This is a genomic window from Natrialba sp. SSL1, assembly GCF_001861355.1.
Lineage (GTDB): Archaea > Halobacteriota > Halobacteria > Halobacteriales > Natrialbaceae > Natrialba.
Genome location: NZ_MASN01000030.1, coordinates 406,285 through 426,832, shown reverse-complemented (window position 1 = coordinate 426,832; position 20,548 = coordinate 406,285). Strand labels below are relative to the sequence as shown.

Annotated in this window: 17 protein-coding genes and 1 tRNA gene; 12 read left to right on the top strand and 6 right to left on the bottom strand. The window is 62.5% G+C overall.

Annotated features, from left to right (window positions below; translation table 11 throughout):
* Positions 1-113 precede the first annotated feature (113 nt).
* Positions 114-566, top strand: a complete 453-nt coding sequence (locus BBD46_RS10125; RefSeq protein ID WP_071401569.1) for a universal stress protein — start codon at positions 114-116, stop codon at positions 564-566.
* On the opposite strand, the gene BBD46_RS10120 is transcribed toward BBD46_RS10125, so the two are convergent.
* Together BBD46_RS10120 and BBD46_RS10115 are read right to left on the bottom strand one after the other, a co-directional pair.
* A complete protein-coding gene (locus BBD46_RS10120; protein ID WP_071401568.1) occupies positions 563-976 on the bottom strand; it encodes a fluoride efflux transporter FluC in 414 nt (137 codons plus the stop codon). The genes BBD46_RS10125 and BBD46_RS10120 overlap by 4 nt on opposite strands.
* On the bottom strand, positions 973-1,392 hold the full coding sequence (locus BBD46_RS10115) for a fluoride efflux transporter FluC (protein ID WP_071401567.1): 420 nt from the start codon (positions 1,390-1,392) through the stop codon (positions 973-975). The genes BBD46_RS10120 and BBD46_RS10115 overlap by 4 nt, the downstream gene beginning before the upstream one ends.
* Positions 1,393-1,760: 368 nt before the next feature.
* On the opposite strand from BBD46_RS10115, the gene BBD46_RS10110 reads away from it, so the two are divergent.
* From BBD46_RS10110 to BBD46_RS10090, 5 genes are all read left to right on the top strand, one after another.
* Positions 1,761-2,672 carry a cation diffusion facilitator family transporter gene (locus BBD46_RS10110; RefSeq protein WP_071401566.1) on the top strand — a complete coding sequence of 304 codons (912 nt, stop codon included), beginning with the start codon at positions 1,761-1,763 and terminating at the stop codon, positions 2,670-2,672.
* A gap of 77 nt (positions 2,673-2,749) precedes the next feature.
* Entirely contained in the window at positions 2,750-3,667 is a 918-nt protein-coding gene (locus tag BBD46_RS10105) for an MBL fold metallo-hydrolase (protein WP_071401565.1), read from the top strand.
* A 150-nt stretch (positions 3,668-3,817) separates the two neighbouring features.
* A complete protein-coding gene (locus BBD46_RS10100; RefSeq protein WP_071401564.1) occupies positions 3,818-5,815 on the top strand; it encodes an AMP-dependent synthetase/ligase in 1,998 nt (665 codons plus the stop codon).
* Between the two features lie 207 nt (positions 5,816-6,022).
* On the top strand, positions 6,023-6,997 hold the full coding sequence (locus tag BBD46_RS10095; protein WP_171908184.1) for an ABC transporter ATP-binding protein: 975 nt from the start codon (positions 6,023-6,025) through the stop codon (positions 6,995-6,997).
* 88 nt (positions 6,998-7,085) lie between these two features.
* Complete coding sequence (locus tag BBD46_RS10090; protein ID WP_071401563.1) at positions 7,086-9,152, top strand: DEAD/DEAH box helicase; 2,067 nt, start codon at positions 7,086-7,088, stop codon at positions 9,150-9,152.
* A gap of 170 nt (positions 9,153-9,322) precedes the next feature.
* On the opposite strand, the gene BBD46_RS10085 is transcribed toward BBD46_RS10090, so the two are convergent.
* Positions 9,323-9,580 (bottom strand): pro-sigmaK processing inhibitor BofA family protein, encoded by a 258-nt coding sequence (locus BBD46_RS10085; RefSeq protein WP_071401562.1) that lies wholly within the window; start codon positions 9,578-9,580, stop codon positions 9,323-9,325.
* 83 nt (positions 9,581-9,663) lie between these two features.
* On the opposite strand from BBD46_RS10085, the gene BBD46_RS10080 reads away from it, so the two are divergent.
* Positions 9,664-9,736, top strand: a tRNA-Pro gene (locus BBD46_RS10080).
* 195 nt (positions 9,737-9,931) lie between these two features.
* On the opposite strand, the gene BBD46_RS22635 is transcribed toward BBD46_RS10080, so the two are convergent.
* Positions 9,932-10,090 (bottom strand): hypothetical protein, encoded by a 159-nt coding sequence (locus BBD46_RS22635; RefSeq protein WP_171908183.1) that lies wholly within the window; start codon positions 10,088-10,090, stop codon positions 9,932-9,934.
* A 164-nt stretch (positions 10,091-10,254) separates the two neighbouring features.
* Here BBD46_RS22635 and BBD46_RS10075 point away from each other — a divergent pair, with 164 nt between their 5' ends.
* Both BBD46_RS10075 and BBD46_RS10070 read left to right on the top strand, forming a co-directional pair.
* Positions 10,255-10,953 carry a DUF502 domain-containing protein gene (locus BBD46_RS10075; RefSeq protein ID WP_071401561.1) on the top strand — a complete coding sequence of 233 codons (699 nt, stop codon included), beginning with the start codon at positions 10,255-10,257 and terminating at the stop codon, positions 10,951-10,953.
* Between the two features lie 133 nt (positions 10,954-11,086).
* On the top strand, positions 11,087-13,732 hold the full coding sequence (locus tag BBD46_RS10070; RefSeq protein ID WP_071401560.1) for an AAA family ATPase: 2,646 nt from the start codon (positions 11,087-11,089) through the stop codon (positions 13,730-13,732).
* A 63-nt stretch (positions 13,733-13,795) separates the two neighbouring features.
* Here BBD46_RS10070 and BBD46_RS10065 read toward each other — a convergent pair whose 3' ends face one another.
* Positions 13,796-14,785 (bottom strand): transcription initiation factor IIB, encoded by a 990-nt coding sequence (locus BBD46_RS10065; protein WP_071401559.1) that lies wholly within the window; start codon positions 14,783-14,785, stop codon positions 13,796-13,798.
* Between the two features lie 180 nt (positions 14,786-14,965).
* Positions 14,966-15,556: a cysteine hydrolase family protein gene (locus tag BBD46_RS10060; RefSeq protein WP_071401558.1), complete on the bottom strand. Its 591-nt coding sequence runs from the start codon at positions 15,554-15,556 to the stop codon at positions 14,966-14,968.
* Between the two features lie 113 nt (positions 15,557-15,669).
* On the opposite strand from BBD46_RS10060, the gene BBD46_RS10055 reads away from it, so the two are divergent.
* The 3 genes from BBD46_RS10055 to BBD46_RS10045 all read left to right on the top strand — a co-directional run bounded on the left by BBD46_RS10055 (position 15,670) and on the right by BBD46_RS10045 (position 20,436).
* Entirely contained in the window at positions 15,670-17,454 is a 1,785-nt protein-coding gene (locus tag BBD46_RS10055) for an Hvo_1808 family surface protein (protein ID WP_071401557.1), read from the top strand.
* A 24-nt stretch (positions 17,455-17,478) separates the two neighbouring features.
* On the top strand, positions 17,479-19,152 hold the full coding sequence (locus BBD46_RS10050) for an Hvo_1808 family surface protein (protein WP_071401556.1): 1,674 nt from the start codon (positions 17,479-17,481) through the stop codon (positions 19,150-19,152).
* A 123-nt stretch (positions 19,153-19,275) separates the two neighbouring features.
* On the top strand, positions 19,276-20,436 hold the full coding sequence (locus tag BBD46_RS10045; RefSeq protein ID WP_071401555.1) for a nicotinate phosphoribosyltransferase: 1,161 nt from the start codon (positions 19,276-19,278) through the stop codon (positions 20,434-20,436).
* Positions 20,437-20,548: the final 112 nt, after the last annotated feature.

The following is a 20,548-nucleotide window of genomic DNA, read 5'->3' as shown; positions in this document are numbered from 1 at the left end:
ACGCGCCTCTGGGAACGCTACGGGTCACCTGACCCGTGGTACTTTACGCCATCGCCCCTGCAGGGGCACTCCTGCCGACGTACACTTTTTGAAACTGCCGTCGTAGTCGTCGTATGCCCGAGCACATCCTCGTTCCAGTCGACGGCTCCCAGCCAGCGACGGCGGCACTCGAGTACGCCCACGAGCACTTCCCCGAGGACCGGCTGACGGTGCTGTACGTCGTTGACCCGATGGCGGATTACAGCCGCGAACGGTCGTATCCGGGGTATACGGCGGACGATGAGTTCAAGACGGAACACGAGAAGGGAGAAGCGATACTCGAGACGGCGCGCGAGCGACTGCCGGACGACGCGACCGTCGAGACTACACTCGAGGCCGGCAAGCCTCCGAGGGTAATCGTCGAGTACGCAGACGACCACGACGTCGACGGAATCGTTATCGGGAGCCACGGACGGACGGGTGCTGTCCGCTATCTGCTCGGCAGCGTTGCAGAACAGGTCGTTCGTCGGGCTGCGGTGCCGGTCACCATCGTTCGTGGCTCTCCCGAGGACGAGCCCTCAGATTAGACGACGGCGACGACCACCCACGCGAGGCCGATGCCCGCGAGCGAGAGAGCGAGGTTGACGACCGCGTTGGCGACGGCGAGGTGTTTGTCGCCGCGTTCGTAGAGCTGGACCGTCTCGACCGAAAAGGACGAGAACGTTGTGAACGCGCCGCAGATGCCGATTCCGACCAGCTGAATCACCGACTCGCTCGCGCCCGCGAACGTCGCCAGCGCGAAGACGAAACTCCCGACGACGTTGACGAGCAGCGTCGGCCAGGGGAATCGGTCACTCGAGAGCTGCTGGTAGACGGCGTACCGAAGTATCGCACCGATTGCGCCGCCGGTGCCGACGATGTGGGCCGGTTCGGGGTCGATGGCGACGAGGTCGGTAGTGAGTGCCAGCGCTAACGCCAGTATCGGAAATTCGCTCACGCCGTCTCACCTCCGGCCGCTGTGGCTTCGGGACTGCGAACCCGGCGGGCGAGTTCGCGGCTCGCGAGCACGCCGGCGAAGCCGAGTCCGTAGTTGCCGAGGACGATGGCGACGAGCAGGAACGGGTCGGTGGCGAGCGCCGTCTGGAGTGCGAACGTACTGTAGGTCGTCAGTGACGACAGAAAGCCGGTCGTGAAGACGAGCCGCGACTTTCGTTCGACGATTCCCGAGTACTGGGCCTCGTAGGCGATAAAGCCGAGCGCGAAACAGCCGAGAACGTTGACGAGCAAGACGGCGACGACATCCGGGACAAGCCCGAGTGCGAAAAACCGGAGATTCGCGCCGGCGAAGCCGCCGATGCCGACCAGCGCGAGCGTTTCGAGTCGAACGAGGGGGTGGGGGTGGGATCCTGCCATGGCTACCGAAGCAGGGACCGTCAGCCGGCCGTGGGGTACAGGCTGAACGCGCAGCGTGGATCCGACCAGCCAATCGGCCGACCAACCGATCATCCGGCCAGCCGACCAGCCGAATACTCGAATAGCCGAATATCCGACCAGCCGAACAGCGTCTCGCGTACACAGTCTGCCCACAGCACCGACAGTTGGGTCAGGCGGGCCCCATCGCCCAGTGTCTGTCACGTCCTTCTCACAGCCACCCAATGAGCGTTGCGGAACCAGAGAGGAGGTGGTACTCGAGTTCGACCCAGAGCCCACGTCGCCAGCTACCCTACCCAGCAGTCACCGCGAAGGAAAAGACCCAAGGTTAGACTGGCTCTAAAACAGCCATGGTCGAGGCCGTCGAGGAGCGACGCGGGTTTGCGCGGGCGTCGTGGGCCAACGTGCTCGGAAACGCGGTGAAGATCATCGTCGAGGGAGCGGCGGGCTTGCTGTTCGGCAGCGTCGCGTTGCTGGCCGACGCGGCCCACTCCGTCGCGGACCTCGTTGCGAGTATCGTCGTCCTCGTCTGGGGGCGCAGTTCGTTCGACGAACCCGACGACACCCACCCCCACGGCCACGATCGGATCGAACCGCTGACGGCGCTGTTCGTCGGTGCGGTGATCGCCCTGCTAGGGCTGAACCTGCTCTATAGCTCCGTCGAGGGGCTCATCACCGGCGTCGATGTCACGTTCAGTCCGCTCTTACTCGGCGCGCTCGCGTTCGCAATCGTCGACATGTATCTCGTCTACCGCTACACCGAGGCGATCAACGAACACCTGCAGTCGACCGCACTCGAGGCGCTCGCGACTGACTGTCTGAACGATATCTACACCTCCTTCGCGGCCGTCGTCGGCGTTATCGGCGTTCTGCTCGGCCAGCCGCTGCTCGATCCGCTCGCTGGCGCACTCGTCAGTCTCCTCGTCGTCTATCAGGGCGTCGTGATCGGCCGTGAGAACGTGAACTACCTCATCGGTGCCGCACCGACGCCAGAGAAACGCGAGGCGGTGACCGAGGTCCTTCGCGAGCATCCCGACGCGCACGGAATGCACGACCTGACCGTCTTCTACGACGGCCCCGTCCTCGAGGTCGAAGTCCACGTTGAGGTCGACGGCGACCTGCCGCTCCGGCGGGCCCACGACATCGAGTCCGACCTGGTCGAGGAACTACGGGCACTCGAGGACGTGGGTGACGCGCACGTCCATCTCGACCCGTCGGGGATCGGGGAGTGGAAGGAGCAGTCGGACGAAGCTGAGCAGTAGCGGGAGTTGGCTCCACCGGAGAACGGCGGGCTTGCTGTGATACGTGCTTTTATCCCGTCTGCCGACGGGCTTCCGATATGGCCATCGGAGACGTTCGTGCGGTGACGGTTGGCGACTGCTCGGATCTCTACTACCTGGACACCGGCATGTACGAGACGGAAGGGTACGGTGCCGTCTACATCATAGACGACGAGCGGCCGGCGATCGTCGAGACCGGTATCGGAACCAACTACGACCTGATTCTCGACGGGCTCGCGGAACTCGACATCGCACCCGAGGACGTCGCGGTCATCACCGTCACGCACATCCACCTCGATCACGCGGGCGGTGCGGGACTCCTCGCAGAGGCCTGCCCGAACGCTGATGTGCATATCCCCAGTGTCGGCGCGAGCCTGCTCGCCGACCCCGGCAAACTCGTCGCCGGAACGAAAAACGCCGTCGGCGACCAGTGGCAGTACTACGTCGAACCGGAACCGATCCCCGAAGACCGGATCGTCGAACTCGAGGACGGCGACGTGATCGACCTCGGCGAGCACGAACTGCGCGTTCACGAGGCACCGGGTCACGCCTTCCATCAGGTGGTCTTCGAGGACCCTGCGAACGACGCCGTCTTCACCGGCGACGCGGCGGGGATCTGGATTCCCGACCGCGAGGAAATCGTCGAGACCTCACCACCCTCCGACTTCGATCTGGAGCAGTGCCTCGCGGATGCTCGAACGATCGCCGATATCGACCCCGACGTCCTCCTCTACACTCACTTCGGCCCCCGATACGTCGGCGACGATGCCGACCAGGCTCTCGAGGAGTACGCCACCGTCCTCACCGAGTGGGTAAACGCGGTCGAGGCGAAGCGAGAGGAACTGGCCGACGACGAACTCATGGCACACTTTGCGGCCGCGACCGACCACGGTGACGCCTGGAGCGACGAGAAGGCGAGCGCCGAGGCAGCGATGAACGTTCGCGGCGTGGTCGGCTACCTTGACGACCGGGAGTGAACTGCGAGCGAGGGGGAACGTCTCTCGACCGAACTCGCCACCGCTGTCGACAGATCGGCGGTAACAAGTTCTCGCACACGAATAAACGGAAATTCGACCGAAACCAGTTTCATCACGTTTTATCGCGTGGGCCTCACTCTCATTTGATATATGAACTGGCGGGACGCCGAACGCGAGTACGACGACGAGGTGATCGGGACGACGACGCTCGGACGGATGTTCGAGGAGACGGCCGAACGGAACGCGAATCGGCCGGCCCAGCGCTACAAGGGTGGAGTCTACGACCGCTCGCTCACCGACGACGTGCTGCCGGCGGCCGAGCCGGACTCGTTCACCGCGATTTCCTACGCCGAGATGCGCAATATCGTCCGCAACCTCGCCGCCGGCTTTCGCGACCTCGGCGTCGAGTCGGGCGACCGAGTCGGCATCTTCAGCAACACCCGCATGGAGTGGGCCCAGACCGACTTCGCGCTGCTGGGTGCCGGCGCAGTCGTCACCACGGTCTACACGAGTTCTTCTCCCGACCAGGTCTCCTATCTGCTCGACGACCCCGACGCAGATGGCGTCGTCGTCGAGAACCAAGAACTTCTCGAGCGCGTCCTCGAGGTCGAGGACGAACTGGCACTCGAGTTCATCGTCTCGATCGACGAACTCGACGGGTACGACGACCGGGACGACATTCTGACGCTCGCGGAACTGCACGAGCGCGGTGCAGAGGCGTTCGACGAGGAGGCCTATCAGGAATGGGTCGACGAACCCGCGATGGACGATCTGGCGAGTCTCATCTACACGAGCGGGACGACCGGGAAGCCAAAGGGCGTCCAGCTTACCCACAGCAACTTTCGGTCGAACGTCAACCAGATCCGCAAGCGCTTCGCGCCGCGACCGGACCGCGACGACGACGTGCCGGTGATTGACTCGGACTGCCAGGCGATGTCGTATCTGCCGCTTGCACACGTCTTCGAGCGGACGGCGGGGCATTTCCTGTTGTTCGCAAGCGGTGCCTGCGTTGCCTACGCCGAAAACCCGGACACGCTGCAGGAAGACTTCAGCACCGTCCAGCCGAACACGGCGACCAGCGTCCCGCGCGTCTACGAGAAGATCTACGACGCGATCCGCGAGCAGGCGAGCGAGTCCCCGGTCAAGAAGCGTATCTTCGAGTGGGCAACCGACGTGGGTGTCGAGTACCAGCGGGCGGACTCACCCGGCCCGATTCTGAACACGAAGCGCGCGCTCGCGGACAAACTCGTCTTCTCGACGGTCCGTGAGGCGTTGGGCGGCGAGATCGAGATCCTGATCAGCGGCGGTGGTAGCCTCTCGCCCGAACTCGCTCGACTCTACCACGCGATGGGGCTCCCGATCTTCGAGGGCTACGGCCTGACCGAGACCTCGCCGGTCGTCGCGGTCAACCCGCCAGAGGAGCCGAAGATCGGAACCATCGGGCCGACGGTGACCGACGTCGACATCTCGATCGACGAGAGCGTCGTCGATCAGGACGCGTTCGACGACCCTGGAACGGTCGGCGAACTGCTCACCCGCGGGCCGAACGTGACACAGGGGTACTGGAACAAGCCCTCGGCGACCGATCGGGCGTTCACCGATGCCGCACAGCCTGACGGCGGTGCAGCCCTGCAGGACCCAGATGCCGACGCCGAGGGGCAGTGGTTCCGCACTGGCGACGTCGTCCACCTGCGCGAGGATGGCTACATCGAGTTCCGCGACCGCGTCAAACAACTCATCGTCCTCTCGACGGGCAAAAACGTCGCGCCCGGTCCGATCGAGGACGCCTTCGCCGCGAGCGAGGTCGTCGAACAGTGTATGGTCGTCGGCGACGGCGAGAAGTTCATCGGCGCGCTGCTCGTCCCGAACGTCGAACACATCCGCGAGTGGGCCGACGAGGAGGGTATCGACCTGCCCGACGACCTCGAAGCACTCTGTGACGACGACCGCGTTCGCGAGTACGTCCAGCAAGAGGTCGACCGCGCGAACGAGGACTTCGAGAAACACGAGACGATCAAGCAGTTCGAACTCGTCCCCCAGGAGTTCACCGAGGAGAACGAGATGCTGACGCCGACGATGAAGAAGAAACGCCGCGTCATCATGGACCGATTCGAGAACCGCGTCGACCGGATCTACGACGAGTCCTGATTCCGTCGTTCTCACGACCGACACCACGCTCCAGCCGTCCATCGCCGCGCTCGGGTTCGCGCGCGTCGGGTCAACTCTTCTGCTCTGTTTGCCCGAACAGGTTCGCAAAACGTCGGTCACTCTCGGGTACGGATCGCCGAAACCGATGCACTTTTCAATAGTTAGGTCAGCCTAAAAAGTGAACAGGCGGCAGCTGTTCGGTAACCTATGAGCAACGAGACGCACTCGCAACCGTCCTCACAATCGACGCCAGAGGCGCGAACAGACCGGTCCGCCGTGCACGAATCCGGTGACACCAGCCAGTTCGCCGACGCTACCGTCCACTCCGGTCCGCAGCCAGCCGACGCCGCTGACGGGGACTCGAGTACCCCATCCGATACCAATGGCGGGCACTCGAGTCAACTCGTCGGCGATACCCTCGCGATCGGCTACCCGACGACCGAGGAGCCGGTCGTCGAGGTCGACCGGATCGACCTTCCGGCGGGCGAGATTACGGCGCTCGTCGGGCCGAACGGGAGCGGTAAGTCGACGCTGCTGAAGGCGCTGGCTCGCCAGCACGCGCCTGAGAACGGCACTATCCTCCTCGACGGCGACGATATCGACGACTTCGATAGCAAGCCCTTCGCTCGCCGTGTCGGGATGCTCTCTCAGGAACACGAGTCGCCCGGCGGGATGACCGCCGAGGAGCTGATCTACTACGGGCGGTATCCGCACATGGGCTTTTTCGACGCGCCGACTTCGGAGGACGAGGCGGCTGTCGAGCGCGCGATCGATCTCGCGGGCGTCGACCACCTGCGCGAGGCGGAGGTCGGCAACCTGAGCGGCGGCCAGAAGCAACTCGTCTGGATCGCGATGGTGCTCGCCCAGGAGACGGACGTGTTGCTGCTCGACGAGCCCACGACGTATCTCGACCTCCAGCACCAGCTACAGGTGATGGAACTCGTCCAGACATTGAACGAGGAGCGCGGCGTGACGGTGGGAATCGTCCTGCACGACATCTCGCAGGCTGCCCGCTACGCGGACAACCTCGTTGCACTCAAGGACGGCTCCGTTTTCGACTGGGGGCCGCCGGACGAGGTCGTCACCGACGACCTCCTCGAGACGGTCTTCGGTGTCGTTGCAACCGTCGGCTACGGCGAGAACGGGCCGACGATCATGCCCCACCACCCTGTCGAGCAGTAAGGTCACGGGCTCGCTACGAATCCGTACAGTCGGTACGAGTCGGTACGAGTCCGAATCGCTCAAGTACGACAGTCGTGTACCACGTATCGTGTCGAAGCAGGTCCAGCAGGTCGAAACCATCTTCTGCCACGAAACCGGCGGCGACTACCTGATCGTCGTCCAGCGCGACGGCAAGCGGCTGTTCCGGGCAAAGCTCGGTCTCTCCGAAACCTCCGCCGGGCCCCGCCCCGCGAAGTTCCGTCTCAAGGACGGCTCAAGTGAGGAGCCACGCCAGCCCGACGAGTTCGTCGAACTCGCACGCCGCGCAAAGCGAATTCGCATTTCAGAGCAGACCTCCCGCACTGGCCGCGAGGAACTCCTCGAGATGCTGTCGGGCTACCAGCTCGAGGAGAAGGCAAAGGCCGTTCGGACCTGTCGCTACTGCGCCTCCGCGGGCCGTTACTCGCCGATCACGACCGACACGGCGGTCAAGGACGACGAGGACTGGATCTGCCAGGACTGCGCCCGCCAGGAACTCGAGCGCCAGCTATCGTACTCCGGCGGCGGCAAGGTCACCGGCGCTGCAAAGGACCGACTCGAGGACCTCATGATCGAAGTACAGGACCTTGATCGAATCGTCAACCTGCTGCAGGGCCAACTCGATCCCGATCTGACGAAGTTCGATACCATCTCGGCGACGACCGACGAGGTCGACCCCGTCCGAGTCGACTCGCTGAACCTCCATCCCGGCCTGCAGAACCTGCTCGAGGATCGGTTCGAAACGCTGCTTCCGGTCCAGAGTCTCGCTGTCGATAACGGGCTCTTCGAGGGCGACGACCAGATGGTCGTCTCCGCGACGGCGACCGGGAAGACGCTGGTCGGCGAGATGACCGGCATCAACCGCGTACTGAACGGCAAGGGGAAGATGCTCTTTCTCGTCCCGCTCGTCGCACTCGCGAACCAGAAACACGAGGACTTCAAGGACGAGTACGGCGACCTCGTCGACGTCTCCATCCGCGTCGGTGCCAGCCGCATCGCGGACAACGGCAACCAGTTCGACCCCAACGCCGACGTCATCGTCGGCACCTACGAGGGCATCGACCACGCCCTCCGAACCGGCAAGGACATGGGTGACATCGGCACCGTCGTCATCGACGAGGTTCACACCCTCAAAGAAGACGAACGCGGCCACCGCCTCGACGGCCTCATCTCGCGGCTCAAACACACCTGCGAGCAGCGAGCAAAGCGGCGAGACGACTACCAGGGAGCCCAGTGGGTCTACCTCTCCGCAACCGTCGGCAACCCCGAACAGCTCGCAACCGCACTCGAGTCCACCCTCATCGAGTTCGAGGAGCGTCCCGTCCCAATCGAGCGCCACGTCACCTTCGCCGACGGCCAGGAGAAGGTCCGCGTCGAGAACAAACTCGTCAGACGCGAGTTCGATACCGAGTCCTCGAAGGGGTATCGCGGCCAGACGATTATCTTCACGAACTCCCGCAGACGGTGTCACGAAATTTCGCGGAAACTCGAGTACTCCTCGGCGCCGTACCACGCGGGACTCGATTACAAGCGCCGCAAAACGGTCGAGCGCCAGTTCGGCGACCAGGATCTCGCGGCGGTCGTGACGACGGCGGCGCTCGCAGCGGGTGTCGACTTCCCCGCCTCGCAGGTCGTCTTCGACTCGTTGGCGATGGGGATCGAGTGGCTCTCCGTGCAGGAGTTCCACCAGATGCTCGGGCGCGCGGGACGACCGGACTACCACGACAAGGGGACGGTGTACGTCCTTGTCGAGCCCGACACTGCCTATCACAACTCGATGGAGATGACGGAGGACGAGGTGGCGTTCAAGCTGCTCAAGGGCGAGATGGAGTCGGTGATGACCCACTACGACGAGAGCGCGGCGATCGAGGAGACGCTCGCGAACATCACCGTCGGCGGCAAGGCGGCGAAGTCGCTCAACGACCGGATGTTGGGTGACGTGCCGACGAAGCACGCGGTCGGCAAACTGCTTCAGTACGACTTCATCGACGGCTTCGAGCCGACGCCGTTGGGGCAGGTCGTGACGGAACACTTCCTCGATCCCAGCGAGGCGTTCACGCTGCTCGACGGTATTCGGAAGGACGCGCATCCGTACGAGCTCGTGGCGGATATCGAGCTTCGCGATGCGGATCTGTGACGCGATTGCTTCTCTGCTTCCGGACCTGTTTGCTGGTATCGTTCGTCTGTTGGCTGTCTCTGGGTCGCAGTAGTTGGTCTCTCCGTCGCTCTCTCTTCGCAGTAGTGGGTGTATGTGTGTGTGCGAAAACGGGGCGGCAAAACGACGTGACGACGACCGGTCGACGGTGGTCAGGGAACGAACGCGATGCCGAACATCGATAGGAGGATCACCAGCAGTGAGCCGGGGAAGCCACCGATCGCGACGACTGCGATCGCAATCGGAGTAATTGCAACGGAGAGTCCGAAGACGGCCTGGGCCAGAAAGAGGACGATGAGGCCCACGACGGCGTTGACGATGAACGGACGGACCGTCTGGATGATGGTCGTTGCGCCGAGAAGCGCAGCGAGAACGAGGACCAAGAGGAGGATTTCGAGTCCTGTAACCATGCACGACTCTAGCGTCGCGAGGAACAAAACCGTTCGGAACAGAACGAAACCCTTTATGCAGTGCACCCGAAAGAAGGAGGTACGGGATCGTGGGTTAGCCTGGTATACTTCGGGCCTTGGGTGCCCGTGACCCCGGTTCAAATCCGGGCGATCCCATCTTTCTGTCGCGAACAATTTCGTGAGCGACAGCAAATGGAACGAGTCTGGGTTTGGAGTAGACCGAGGTTCTGCGCGAAGCGCAGGTTCTCGGGCGTGGTTCAAATCCGGGCGATCCCATATTTTTACCGCTGACTAACTCGGGAGTAGCGACTGGACCCGTTCGAAACGAAAAACTGCCTGGCGAGTACGATCTTATACCGCATCGCCGAGTTCTTCCGCTTCCCATTCGGCCGCGAGTCGCTTGGCGAGTTCACGGGGCTTGTGGCTGTACACCAGGTGATGTTCGAGCGTGTCGGTGGCGGCGACCTCTTCGTTGCATAGGTGACAGTAGACTGGGGATCTGGTTGCCATACCGATTCTACGCCGTAATCGACGAAAACCGTCTCGTCTGTGTGTTCTGAACAGACGACTATCACATCTGAAGTGTGCTAGTGAATCTCAGTGCCACGCAACAGTCGATACGATGCTCGCGAAAGCCGAACGGTTTACTGGGTGTACCGTCCCACTCTCAACGCATGGCAGCACTTCGGAACGGAGCGCAGGCCGCACTCAAGCGGTGGCTTATCAACGGGATTGCGATCACGATTCCGCTAGTCATCACGCTCCTCATTCTGATCGTCGTCGTCGACTTCGTACTCGGCGTCCTCTCACCCGTCGTCGAGGGCATTATCTACCTGTTACCGAACGATCCGCCGACTGCGGTCGTCCAGTTCGTCACGCTGGCGTCACTGTTCGGCTTTTTCCTGCTCGTGGGAATCGTTGCAGAGTATACACCCGGTCGCCACATCTCGAAGCGTCTCCACGCCACCATGGAGACGATTCCGGGTATCAGCACCGTCTACGAGAGTATCCGACGCGCCAGCCACATGCTGCTCGACGACGATACAGATCAGTTCAAAGATGTGAAACTCGTCGAGTTCCCCCACGAGAACGCCTACATGCTGGCTTTTCTTACCGCCCAGACACCACCTGTTATCGAATCGCGGGCCGACGAGGGACAGATGGTGACCATCATGGTCCCCCTCGGACCGAACCCGACGACGAACGGCTTCGTCATGCACGTTCCCGCGACGAACGTCTACGACATCGATATCACCGTCGAGGAAGCGATCCGCTCGATTGCGACGCTCGGTGTTGCCTCCTCGGAACTTGGCTCCCAGACGGCTGGGTCGTCATCAGACGCACCGGACGCAACCGTCGATACGGAACGGTAGAGCGCGCGTCTCCAAAACAGAGGGCGTGAGAGAACGTCACTGCCTGTCCATTTTGGAGCAGCCGCACCCACCCGGTTCAGTTTCAGTCCGGTTTGCAACCATTTATACCCGATGGCGAACCTAGGACAGTGCAATGGCGCAAGCGGGAAATTCTGAACTTGTCGACGCGTTCGAGCAGTTCTTCCGCAACTACTACGACAACGAAATCAAGCAGCTTGCGCAGCAGTATCCCAACGAACAGCGCTCGCTCCACGTCGACTGGCAGGAACTCTACCGGTTCGATCCGGATCTAGCCGACGACATGCTGGCCCAGCCAGAACAGCTTCAGCGCTACGCTGAGGAGGCCTTGCGGCTCTACGACCTACCGATCGACGTGAGCCTCGGACAGGCCCACGTCCGGATCAAGAACCTGCCCGAGACCGAGACGCCCGAGATCCGCGAGATCCGCGCTCGCGACATGAACTCGCTGGTCGAGGTTCACGGTATCGTCCGCAAGGCGACGGACGTCCGCCCGAAAATCGAGGAGGCTGCCTTCGAGTGCCAACTCTGTGGCACGCTCAGCCGCGTCCCGCAGTCGAGCGGCGACTTCCAGGAACCCCACGAGTGCCAGGGCTGTGAACGACAGGGGCCGTTCAAGGTCAACTTCGACCAGTCCGAGTTCGTCGACTCCCAGAAGCTCCGCATTCAGGAGAGTCCCGAGGGGCTCCGCGGCGGCGAGACGCCACAGGCGCTCGACGTCCACGTCGAGGACGACATTACTGGCGAGGTCACGCCCGGCGATCACGTCTCCGCGACGGGTGTGCTCAGACTCGAACAGCAGAGCAATCAAGGCGAGAAGACGCCGGTGTTCGACTTCTACATGGAGGGGATGTCCGTCGATATCGACGAAGAGCAGTTCGAGGACATGGACATCACCGACGAGGACAAGAAGCGAATCTACGAAATCTCGAACCGGGACGACGTCTACGAGAAGATGGTCGGCTCCATCGCCCCCTCCATCTACGGCTACGATCAGGAGAAGCTCGCGATGACCCTCCAGTTGTTCTCCGGCGTGACGAAACACCTCCCCGACGGGTCCCGAATTCGTGGCGACCTGCATATGCTTCTGATAGGGGATCCGGGTACCGGAAAGAGTCAGATGATTGGTTATATCCAGAACATCGCGCCCCGATCCGTCTACACCTCCGGAAAGGGGTCGTCCTCGGCGGGACTTACCGCTGCGGCTGTGAGAGACGACTTCGGCGACGGCCAACAGTGGACACTCGAGGCCGGTGCGCTGGTCCTCGCCGATCAGGGAATTGCGGCGGTTGACGAACTCGATAAGATGCGGTGCGTGACTGGTGAAACCATTGTCAAGCTAGCTGATGGCTCAAATGAGTCTATCGGAGAGATTGCTTGCCAGGCTGCAGCGGGGGGTACAATTGAACCACTCGAGAACGGCCAAACGATTCGCGGTGTCGATCTGGCTGTCCGAACGATGACCGAGTCTGGTGTGATTGTTGACCGGCCAGTAACTGCAGTTCACCAGTATGAGGCGCCATCGGAACTGATCGAGATCGTTACTGAAGACGGAAAGCAACTCCGCACAACTGCAGATCACCCATTCTTCATCTACCAGAACGGCTCGGTTGTCGAACGAAGCGCAGAGAATCTCGAGATTGGGGATCGGACGCTTACACCGCAGGATCGATCATCCGTTATCGCTGATGGTGGTGTCGTATCCGCTGAATCGGCACACTCAGCTGGTCGTGATGTCGAGCCGAAAGAAATCATCGGGAGACGGCGAATTGAAGGCGACGACTGGGACTACGTCTACGATCTCACGGTCGAGGGAACGCACAACTTCGTCGCCAACGGCATGGTCGTCCACAACTCCGAAGACCGCTCTGCCATGCACGAGGCGCTCGAGCAGCAGAAAATCTCTGTTTCCAAGGCAGGGATCAACGCCACCCTCAAGTCCCGCTGTTCGCTGTTGGGTGCGGCGAACCCCAAGTACGGTCGCTTCGATCAGTACGAACCGATCAGCGAACAGATCGACCTCGAGCCGGCGCTCATCTCGCGGTTCGACCTGATCTTCACCGTCACGGACACGCCAGACGAGGAGAAAGACCGCAATTTGGCGGAACACATCTTGACGACCAACTACGCGGGTGAGCTAACCACTCAGCGCGAGCAGATGACCAACCTCGACGTCACTCAGGACGAAATTGAGGAGATGACCGAACAGGTCGACCCGGAGATCGACGCCGACCTCCTTCGGAAGTACATCGCCTTCTCCAAGCAGAACTGTCACCCGCGGATGACCGAGGAAGCCCGCGAGTCGATCCGGGACTTTTACGTCAACCTTCGATCGAAGGGGACCGACGAGGACGCAGCTGTGCCCGTCACAGCCCGAAAGCTCGAGGCGCTGGTTCGCCTCTCTGAGGCCAGCGCGCGTGTTCGTCTCTCAGACACGGTCGAACAGTCCGACGCAGACCGGGTTATCGAAATCGTCCGGTCGTGTCTGCAGGACGTTGGTGTCGACCCAGAAACGGGTGAGTTCGACGCCGACATCGTCGAAGCGGGTACCTCGAAGTCCCAGCGAGACCGGATCAAGAACCTGAAACAGCTGATCAGTGATATCGAAGAAGAGTACGACGACGGTGCGCCGGTCGACATTGTCATGGATCGCGCAGAGGAAATCGGCATGGACCACTCGAAAGCAGAGCACGAAATCGAGAAGCTAAAGCAGAAAGGCGAGGTCTACGAGCCGAGTACGGACAATCTGCGAACGACGTGACGAAGTGACTTCGTCTGCCAGCGTAACCGACGGCTTACCCGACCAATCCGTTTGCAATCACTCTCACTCAGTTGCTGACTCCGCTTCAGAATCGGTATCCGTTGTCTCTGTCTCTGTCTCTGTGTCTGATTCTGACTCCGAGTCTACCTCCGATTCGAGTGCCTCGAGTTTCTGGTGTGTTGTTCGGATCGTCGTGGCCGCAACATCTGCGACAGCAGCAGCGTCGGCCTGCGTGATGGTTGGCCACTCATCGCGTTCACCGGCGGCATGGTAGAGACAGGCTGCGGCGACACCGCTCGGGTTGCTGCCACAGATTCGATTTGCCTGCTGTAGTGCGGTGACGTGTTCGTGTGCGCGTCGCTCGGTGGGCATCTCGAGGTCAAGTTCTGAGGCGAACCGCGGGAGATAGTGAGTGGGGTCGATCGGTCCGGTTTCGAGTCCGAGGTCGCGATTGAGGGCTGAATAGGCCGCCTTGAGTTCGGCTTCATCTGCGGATGCGACGGTGAGAATTTCGTCGATCGTTCGTGGGAGGTCGTGGATACGACAGATTGCGTAAACGACTGCAGCGGCAAAGCCTTCGAGTGAACGTCCCTGGAGGAGGTTTTCGGATTGGGCGCTGTCGAACAGGGCACAGGCCTGCTCGGTGATAGGATCGGTTAGCGATAGTCGGGCGACGATGCATTTGATTTCGTTGAACGCACGAACCTGGTTGTACTCCGCTTTCGTCCCGATCTGTGAACGGGTGTGTTCGCGCTGCAGTCTGGTGAGCTGGCGGCGCTTGCGGCCGGTGATTCGTGTGCTCCGGTCGAACCGTGACCCAGACCCGTATCCGATCATCGTTGACAGCCCCCGGTCGTGTCGTGAGCGAGTGAGCGGGGCACCGGTTCGGCGACGGTCAGTCGGATCGTCGGCGAAGGACCGCCACTCAGGGCCACGGTCGATCGGATCAGTATCAACGACGGCACCACACTCCTCGCAGATCGTTTCCGTTTCGCGCTCCCGGAGTATTCCATCGCACTCCGGACAGTGAGTCGGCGAATCGTTGCGCTCCATTGGTTATATCGCTTCGTACTAGTCTGGGGCCGGGATACTATTTAAAGTAACCGAATAGTTGGAAATATAATATCATTGCGATGGGCAGCGGCTACGCTGATACAGACACCGCTCGGTGTCGTGAGTACCAGTAAATGGACCAAAAACGCGGTTGAGACAGCGTGTGCCGTCGGCCAGGGTCTAATCGACTTCCGGGGCGAACGTAATATCGTCGCCTGCAAGCACCTCGCCGAACAGCCAGCCAGCGTGATCAAGGGCGTACTCGTGATGGTCGTCCTCGAGTGCACCGATACAGTCTTCGACCATGAGCGGTCGGAAGTCTCGGAGGCCGGCGCTGCCGCCAGTGTGGAGCACGCAGACGTTCGCGAGTGTGCCACAGATGAGCAGGTCGTCGATCCCACGAGCGTTCAGCCAGCCCTCGAGTTCGGTGTTGTAAAAGGCGTCGTAGGTGTGTTTTTCGACGACGTGATCGTCCGGATGAACCTCGAGTTCGTCCACGAGTTCGGCCTCCCAGGAGTCTTCGAGGACGTGTTCGCCCCACTGCTCGAACTCGTCGTAGTAGTGTGCCCCGTCGAACTGTTCCGCCGGGTGGACGTCTCTGGTGTAGACGATGCGTGCGCCCGCGTCGCGAGCGTGGTCGACGAGTTCGGCAACTGGTTCGATGACTTCCTCGCTGCCGGGTGCATACAACGCCCCGTCGGGATGGCAGAACCCGTTTTGCATGTCGACGACGACGACGGCCGTACGGTCTGGGTCCAGCGTGACTGACATACGCGGTGGTACGAACGCCGCTGTCAAAACGTTCGCGGCGGGTGCGTTCGCTCCATTCGGTCGACCGTCGCTCTTTTCACGATTGCTTTCGTACAGGTTCGCATCTATACCCGATGAATTCGACGCGAACGCGGCGTATGGCGGGTCTTGCCGTCCTTGCAGCAGTCGTACTCCTCGTTGCTGCGATCGGCGGTGTTGCTATCTTTTCCCCGGGTGAGGATCCGGGTCCGGGCCCCGACTCTGACTCGGGCGCTAGCGATCACGAACAGAACGGACTCGAGTCGGACATCCCAGAAGAGGATCGACCGGCCGATCCGTCCACAACAGAGACAATCGGCTACGTCGACGGCTACTGGTACGACGACGAGTTACCGGTCGACGACCGTGAGGACGCCGTCGTCGAGTCGGACGAGCTGGACGCCGTCGTCGCCCGGTCGATGGCACGCGTCGAACTCATCCGCAACCTGACCTTCCAGGACGAGGCTGACGTCGATGTCATCTCTCGCGAGGAGTATCAGACAGAACACGGAGATATGTTCGCGAACGTGACCGGCGACGAGCGGCTCCAGCAGAACGTCAATTACGAGGCGCTGTTCATGGTCGACCGCGAGACCGACGCGACCGAGGCGTTCGAGTCGCTCTACGGCGGTGCCGTCGACGGCTTCTACGATCCGGTGACCGACGAAATCGTTCTCGTCTCGGACAGCCCGGACTCGCCCGAACTGGACGAGGTCGTTCTTGGTCACGAGTTGCTTCACGCGCTGCAAGACCAGCACTTCGACCTCCAGAGCTACGACCGCGAGACGATCGACCAGGACAACGCCAAGAACGGCCTCATCGAGGGTGATGCGGTCTGGGTCGACACCACGTACGAACAGCGATGTGAGGCGGACTGGGACTGTCTCCAGCCGACCCGGACCCCGCCTGCTGCGGACGACCTCAACTGGGGGCTGTACCTCACCGTCTACCAGCCCTACGACGACGGCCCCGACTACGTCGACTACCTGCTCGGACAGGGCGGCTGGGACGCTGTCGACGCAGCCTACGACGACCCGCCCGCAAGCAGTTCCGAAGTGATCCGCCCGGGTGACGACCGGGAGCCGACCGCAATCGAGATCGAGGATCGCTCGACCGAGGAGTGGACCCAACTCGAGTTGGACGGCGACGACGTTGCGACCGAATCCGTCGGTGAGGCGGGGATGGTTGCGATGTTCGCCGGCGGTGCGTTCGACGACATGCGACCGACGGTACTCGAGCAGGCTGACATCCTCGGCTCCGGAATGGGGTACGAGTTCGACCACGCCATCACCGACGGCTGGGCGGGGGACGAACTAGTGACCTACGTCGCGACGAACGACGGGGAGACCGCTGACGATGTCGACGACACCGGCTACGTCTGGCAGACCGAGTGGGCCTCAGACGAGGACGCCGCGCAGTTCGCCGACGCGTACACCGAGTTGCTCGAACTGTACAACGGCGACCAGACTGACGACTCGACAGATACCTACGTAATCGACGACGGCTTCCCCGGTGCGTACCACATCGACCAGGACGGTGAGACGGTGACCATCGTCCGCGCGCCAACCGTCGACGACCTCGATGCGATCGACGCGGGCGCTGTTCCGGGCAGCGCGGACGCGCCTGGATCGAACTCGATCAGCACTGATTCGACCACGGCCGGTACTCCCGACGACCAGGAGGGCGCTGTCCTTGCAGGACTCGACCCTGGCTTTGGGACGGTGACGGCCGTCTTCGTGTCCATCGCGCTCGTCGGAACGGGTGGCTGGCTCGTCGTCCGCAGAACGCGCACTCGGTCACGGGTGCACTCGAGTCCACCCGGTTCGGCCTCGCACGGCGCACGTCACGCAGTGGCGGTCGCAAAGCCGACGAAGCTTTGATCGCACCGGCGAAAACGAGAGTCGATGACGAAGCGACAGGGGCCGAACTCTCGGCAGGCGGTCGACGGACGGCTGCGTACTCGAGTCCGAAGCCTGCCGCTGGGGTTGGTCGCGATTGTGTTCCTCATTCTGCTTGCGGGCTGTACGCTTCCAGCGTCGCCGGACCAGTTCGGGACTGACCGCGAGTACGGCGACCTCGGCGAGTATTCGCCGGAGGATACGTTCACGTTCGACGAGGAGGCCACTACCGAACTCACCGAGGCCGAGCTCGAGCAGGCCAAGTACCGGGCGATGGCCCGCATCGAGGTCGTCCGCGAGTTGCGGTTCGAGCACGATGTGGAACTCGAGGTGATCACTCGTGAGGAATATCGCGAGCAACGTGGTGAGTCCGGCACTGCGTCGCCGTTCGTCAACGAGTTCTGGCGCGGGACGTTCGTCGTCGACGGTGAGACGGACGCGAATCAGGAACTCGACGCCCTCTACGGCGCTTCAGTCCAGGGCTATTACACCGACGACCGGATCGTCATTGTTACCGACCCAGCGAACGATGGTGTCCGAATCGATCGCGACACGCTGGTACACGAACTCGTCCACGCGCTGCAGGACCAGCACTTCGGCCTCGCACGCGAGGGCGAGACGCTCGACGAGCGACGCGCCGAACTCGGTTTGATCGAGGGTGAGGCGAACTACGTGCCGGAGCTATACGACGAGCGCTGTGGCGAGCAGTGGCAGTGTCTCGCTGCCACCGTTCCGACGGATGGGAATGGGTCCACTCCCGCAGCGGACGACAGTACTGGGGATGCAGCCGAGGCCGACGCCGACACCGACGCTGACGCTGACGCCGACGCCGATACCAGCGAAATCAACCCTGGCCTCTTCCTCTCTATCTACGCTCCCTACGCCACCGGGCCGGAGTTCGTCGCCAGCCTCCACGAGCGCGGCGGCTGGGACGCCGTCGACGCGGCCTACGACGACCGGCCGACGAGCACGGCACAACTGATCGACCCCGAGCGCTACCCTGACGACGAACCAGTCACCGTCGACGTTCCCGACCGCTCCGATGCGGCGTGGGAGCCGATTACGGTCGGCGACGAGGGCGACGAACCGCGGACCGACACCGTCGGTGAGGCGACACTGTTCGCGACGCTGTGGGCTAACGGCGTCATCGACCGCCCGCTCACCGCGGGCGCACCCGAGCACTCGCCGTACAACTACTCGGCACCCGAGACCAGTGGGTGGACCGGCGATACGTTCCAGGTGTATCAACAAGCGGCAGGAGACGAAGACACTGAGGCACAGAACCAGAGCCAGGAGCAGCACCAGACCCACGACCAGCACGCCTTTGTCTGGAAACTCACCTGGGACACCCCCGCCGATGCGGCTACCTTCGCCGACGCCTACCGGACCCTCCTCGCCACCCACGGCGCAACGCTCGAGGACTCGGACTCATCCGCGCCCGGAGAACAGCAAACGATCCACCACATCCCCGACAGCGACCCGTTCGCCGGCGGCTACGCCGTCTCGGTCTCTGATGACACAGTGGCGATCGTCGGCGCACCGTCGACAGGAGCACTCGAGTCCGTCCACGACACTGTCGCCACACCGACGCCCGAATCCACGGCGCTCGCCGCCTCGCCACCCGCTCTCGCCGTTGGCGACACAGACCCCTACTCGAGTCCGGTTTCGTCCTCGTCGTAATCTGTGCGCACCACCAGTACCACCCCTGCAACTCTCTGCCAGGTGTGTCACAAGAGACCACAATCGACGCCGAAATCGACCGGAGACGGGTAGATTTTTGGCTTCGCGCAGGAAATCGACGCTATGTCAAACCCGTTCGGAACCATCCCCGACGAGGCGATTCTCGAGGGGACCGCGACGGACGCCTACTTCGACCGCACGCGGACGACACTCGAGTACGCCGGGAAGAACCCCCACGTCGTCGCCGAGGTCACTGCCGACCAGTTCCCGACTGGGTCGTTCGACGTCGTCACGGGCGTCAAAGACGTCGCGACGCTCTTCGAGGGGCGGGCCGTCGACGTGGACGCACTACCTGACGGCCACCTGTTCGATGGCGGGCCAGTCATGCGAATCGAAGGCCCCTATCTCGAGTTCGCTGAACTCGAAACGTCGCTGCTCGGCTTTCTTTCCCAACCCAGTGGGTTCGCGACGGCGGCACTCGAGTCCCGGCTGGCTGCGCCGGAGTCGACGGTCCTTTCCTTCGGTGCGCGCCACGTCCACCCGTCGATTGCAGCGACGGTCGAGCGGGCGGCGCTGCTCGCCGGACTCGATGGCTTTTCGCACGTCGCTGCGGGCGAGATCCTCGGGCGTGAAGCAGGCGGCACGATGCCCCACGCGCTCATGTTCTGTTTCGGTGAGAGGAATCAGGCCGAGGCCTGGGAGGCGTTCGACGAGGCGGTCCCGGAGGACGTTCCCCGAATCGCACTGACCGACACCTTCTGGGACGAGAAGAGCGAGAGCCTGCTCGCAGCCGAGACGCTTGGCGACGATCTCGACGGCGTCCGTATCGATACCACGAGTTCGCGTCGCGGCGACTTCCGTCACATCATCCGCGAAGTTCGCTGGGAACTCGACGCACGGGGCTACGAGGACGTCGACATCTTCTGCAGCGGCGGACTCGGACCGGATTCGATGCGCGAACTGCGAGACCTCGCGGACGGCTTCGGCGTCGGGAGCCACATTACCAGTGCAGACTCGGTCGACTTCAGCCTGGATATTGTCGAGATAGAAGGGAAGCCGATCTCTAAACGCGGCAAGCTCTCGGGTGTGAAGGAGGTCTACCGAACCGCAGACGGTGGCCACCACGTCGCGCTGGCCGACCGCGACGCGCCTGCCGATGCGACGCCACTCTTCGAACCGCTCGTCCGTGACGGCGAACTTGTCCGCGAATTTGACCTCGACGAGGCGAGTGAGCGGTGTCTGGCCGACGCCGAGGCGGTCGGATTCGCCGACGCAGAGCCGTAGTTGCGCCGTTACTGTCTTTTGATTCCGACAGCGGACCTCGTCTCCGAACTGGTGTTTCCTGACTTATTCGTGTAGGTATCCTCATTCTGATGGTAATACCGATCCGATAGTT

What these genes read in the sequence shown, in the direction of transcription:
- BBD46_RS10070 (WP_071401560.1), top strand. Translation starts at nt 11,087, where the DNA reads ATGGCGCAAGCGGGAAATTCTGAACTTGTCGACGCGTTCGAGCAGTTC.
- BBD46_RS10105 (WP_071401565.1), top strand. Translation starts at nt 2,750, where the DNA reads ATGGCCATCGGAGACGTTCGTGCGGTGACGGTTGGCGACTGCTCGGAT.
- BBD46_RS10095 (WP_171908184.1), top strand. Translation starts at nt 6,023, where the DNA reads ATGAGCAACGAGACGCACTCGCAACCGTCCTCACAATCGACGCCAGAG.
- BBD46_RS10065 (WP_071401559.1), bottom strand. Translation starts at nt 14,785, where the DNA reads ATGGAGCGCAACGATTCGCCGACTCACTGTCCGGAGTGCGATGGAATA.
- BBD46_RS10060 (WP_071401558.1), bottom strand. Translation starts at nt 15,556, where the DNA reads ATGTCAGTCACGCTGGACCCAGACCGTACGGCCGTCGTCGTCGTCGAC.
- BBD46_RS10115 (WP_071401567.1), bottom strand. Translation starts at nt 1,392, where the DNA reads ATGGCAGGATCCCACCCCCACCCCCTCGTTCGACTCGAAACGCTCGCG.
- BBD46_RS10125 (WP_071401569.1), top strand. Translation starts at nt 114, where the DNA reads ATGCCCGAGCACATCCTCGTTCCAGTCGACGGCTCCCAGCCAGCGACG.
- BBD46_RS10085 (WP_071401562.1), bottom strand. Translation starts at nt 9,580, where the DNA reads ATGGTTACAGGACTCGAAATCCTCCTCTTGGTCCTCGTTCTCGCTGCG.
- BBD46_RS10045 (WP_071401555.1), top strand. Translation starts at nt 19,276, where the DNA reads ATGTCAAACCCGTTCGGAACCATCCCCGACGAGGCGATTCTCGAGGGG.
- BBD46_RS22635 (WP_171908183.1), bottom strand. Translation starts at nt 10,090, where the DNA reads ATGGCAACCAGATCCCCAGTCTACTGTCACCTATGCAACGAAGAGGTC.
- BBD46_RS10100 (WP_071401564.1), top strand. Translation starts at nt 3,818, where the DNA reads ATGAACTGGCGGGACGCCGAACGCGAGTACGACGACGAGGTGATCGGG.
- BBD46_RS10075 (WP_071401561.1), top strand. Translation starts at nt 10,255, where the DNA reads ATGGCAGCACTTCGGAACGGAGCGCAGGCCGCACTCAAGCGGTGGCTT.
- BBD46_RS10110 (WP_071401566.1), top strand. Translation starts at nt 1,761, where the DNA reads ATGGTCGAGGCCGTCGAGGAGCGACGCGGGTTTGCGCGGGCGTCGTGG.
- BBD46_RS10050 (WP_071401556.1), top strand. Translation starts at nt 17,479, where the DNA reads ATGACGAAGCGACAGGGGCCGAACTCTCGGCAGGCGGTCGACGGACGG.
- BBD46_RS10055 (WP_071401557.1), top strand. Translation starts at nt 15,670, where the DNA reads ATGAATTCGACGCGAACGCGGCGTATGGCGGGTCTTGCCGTCCTTGCA.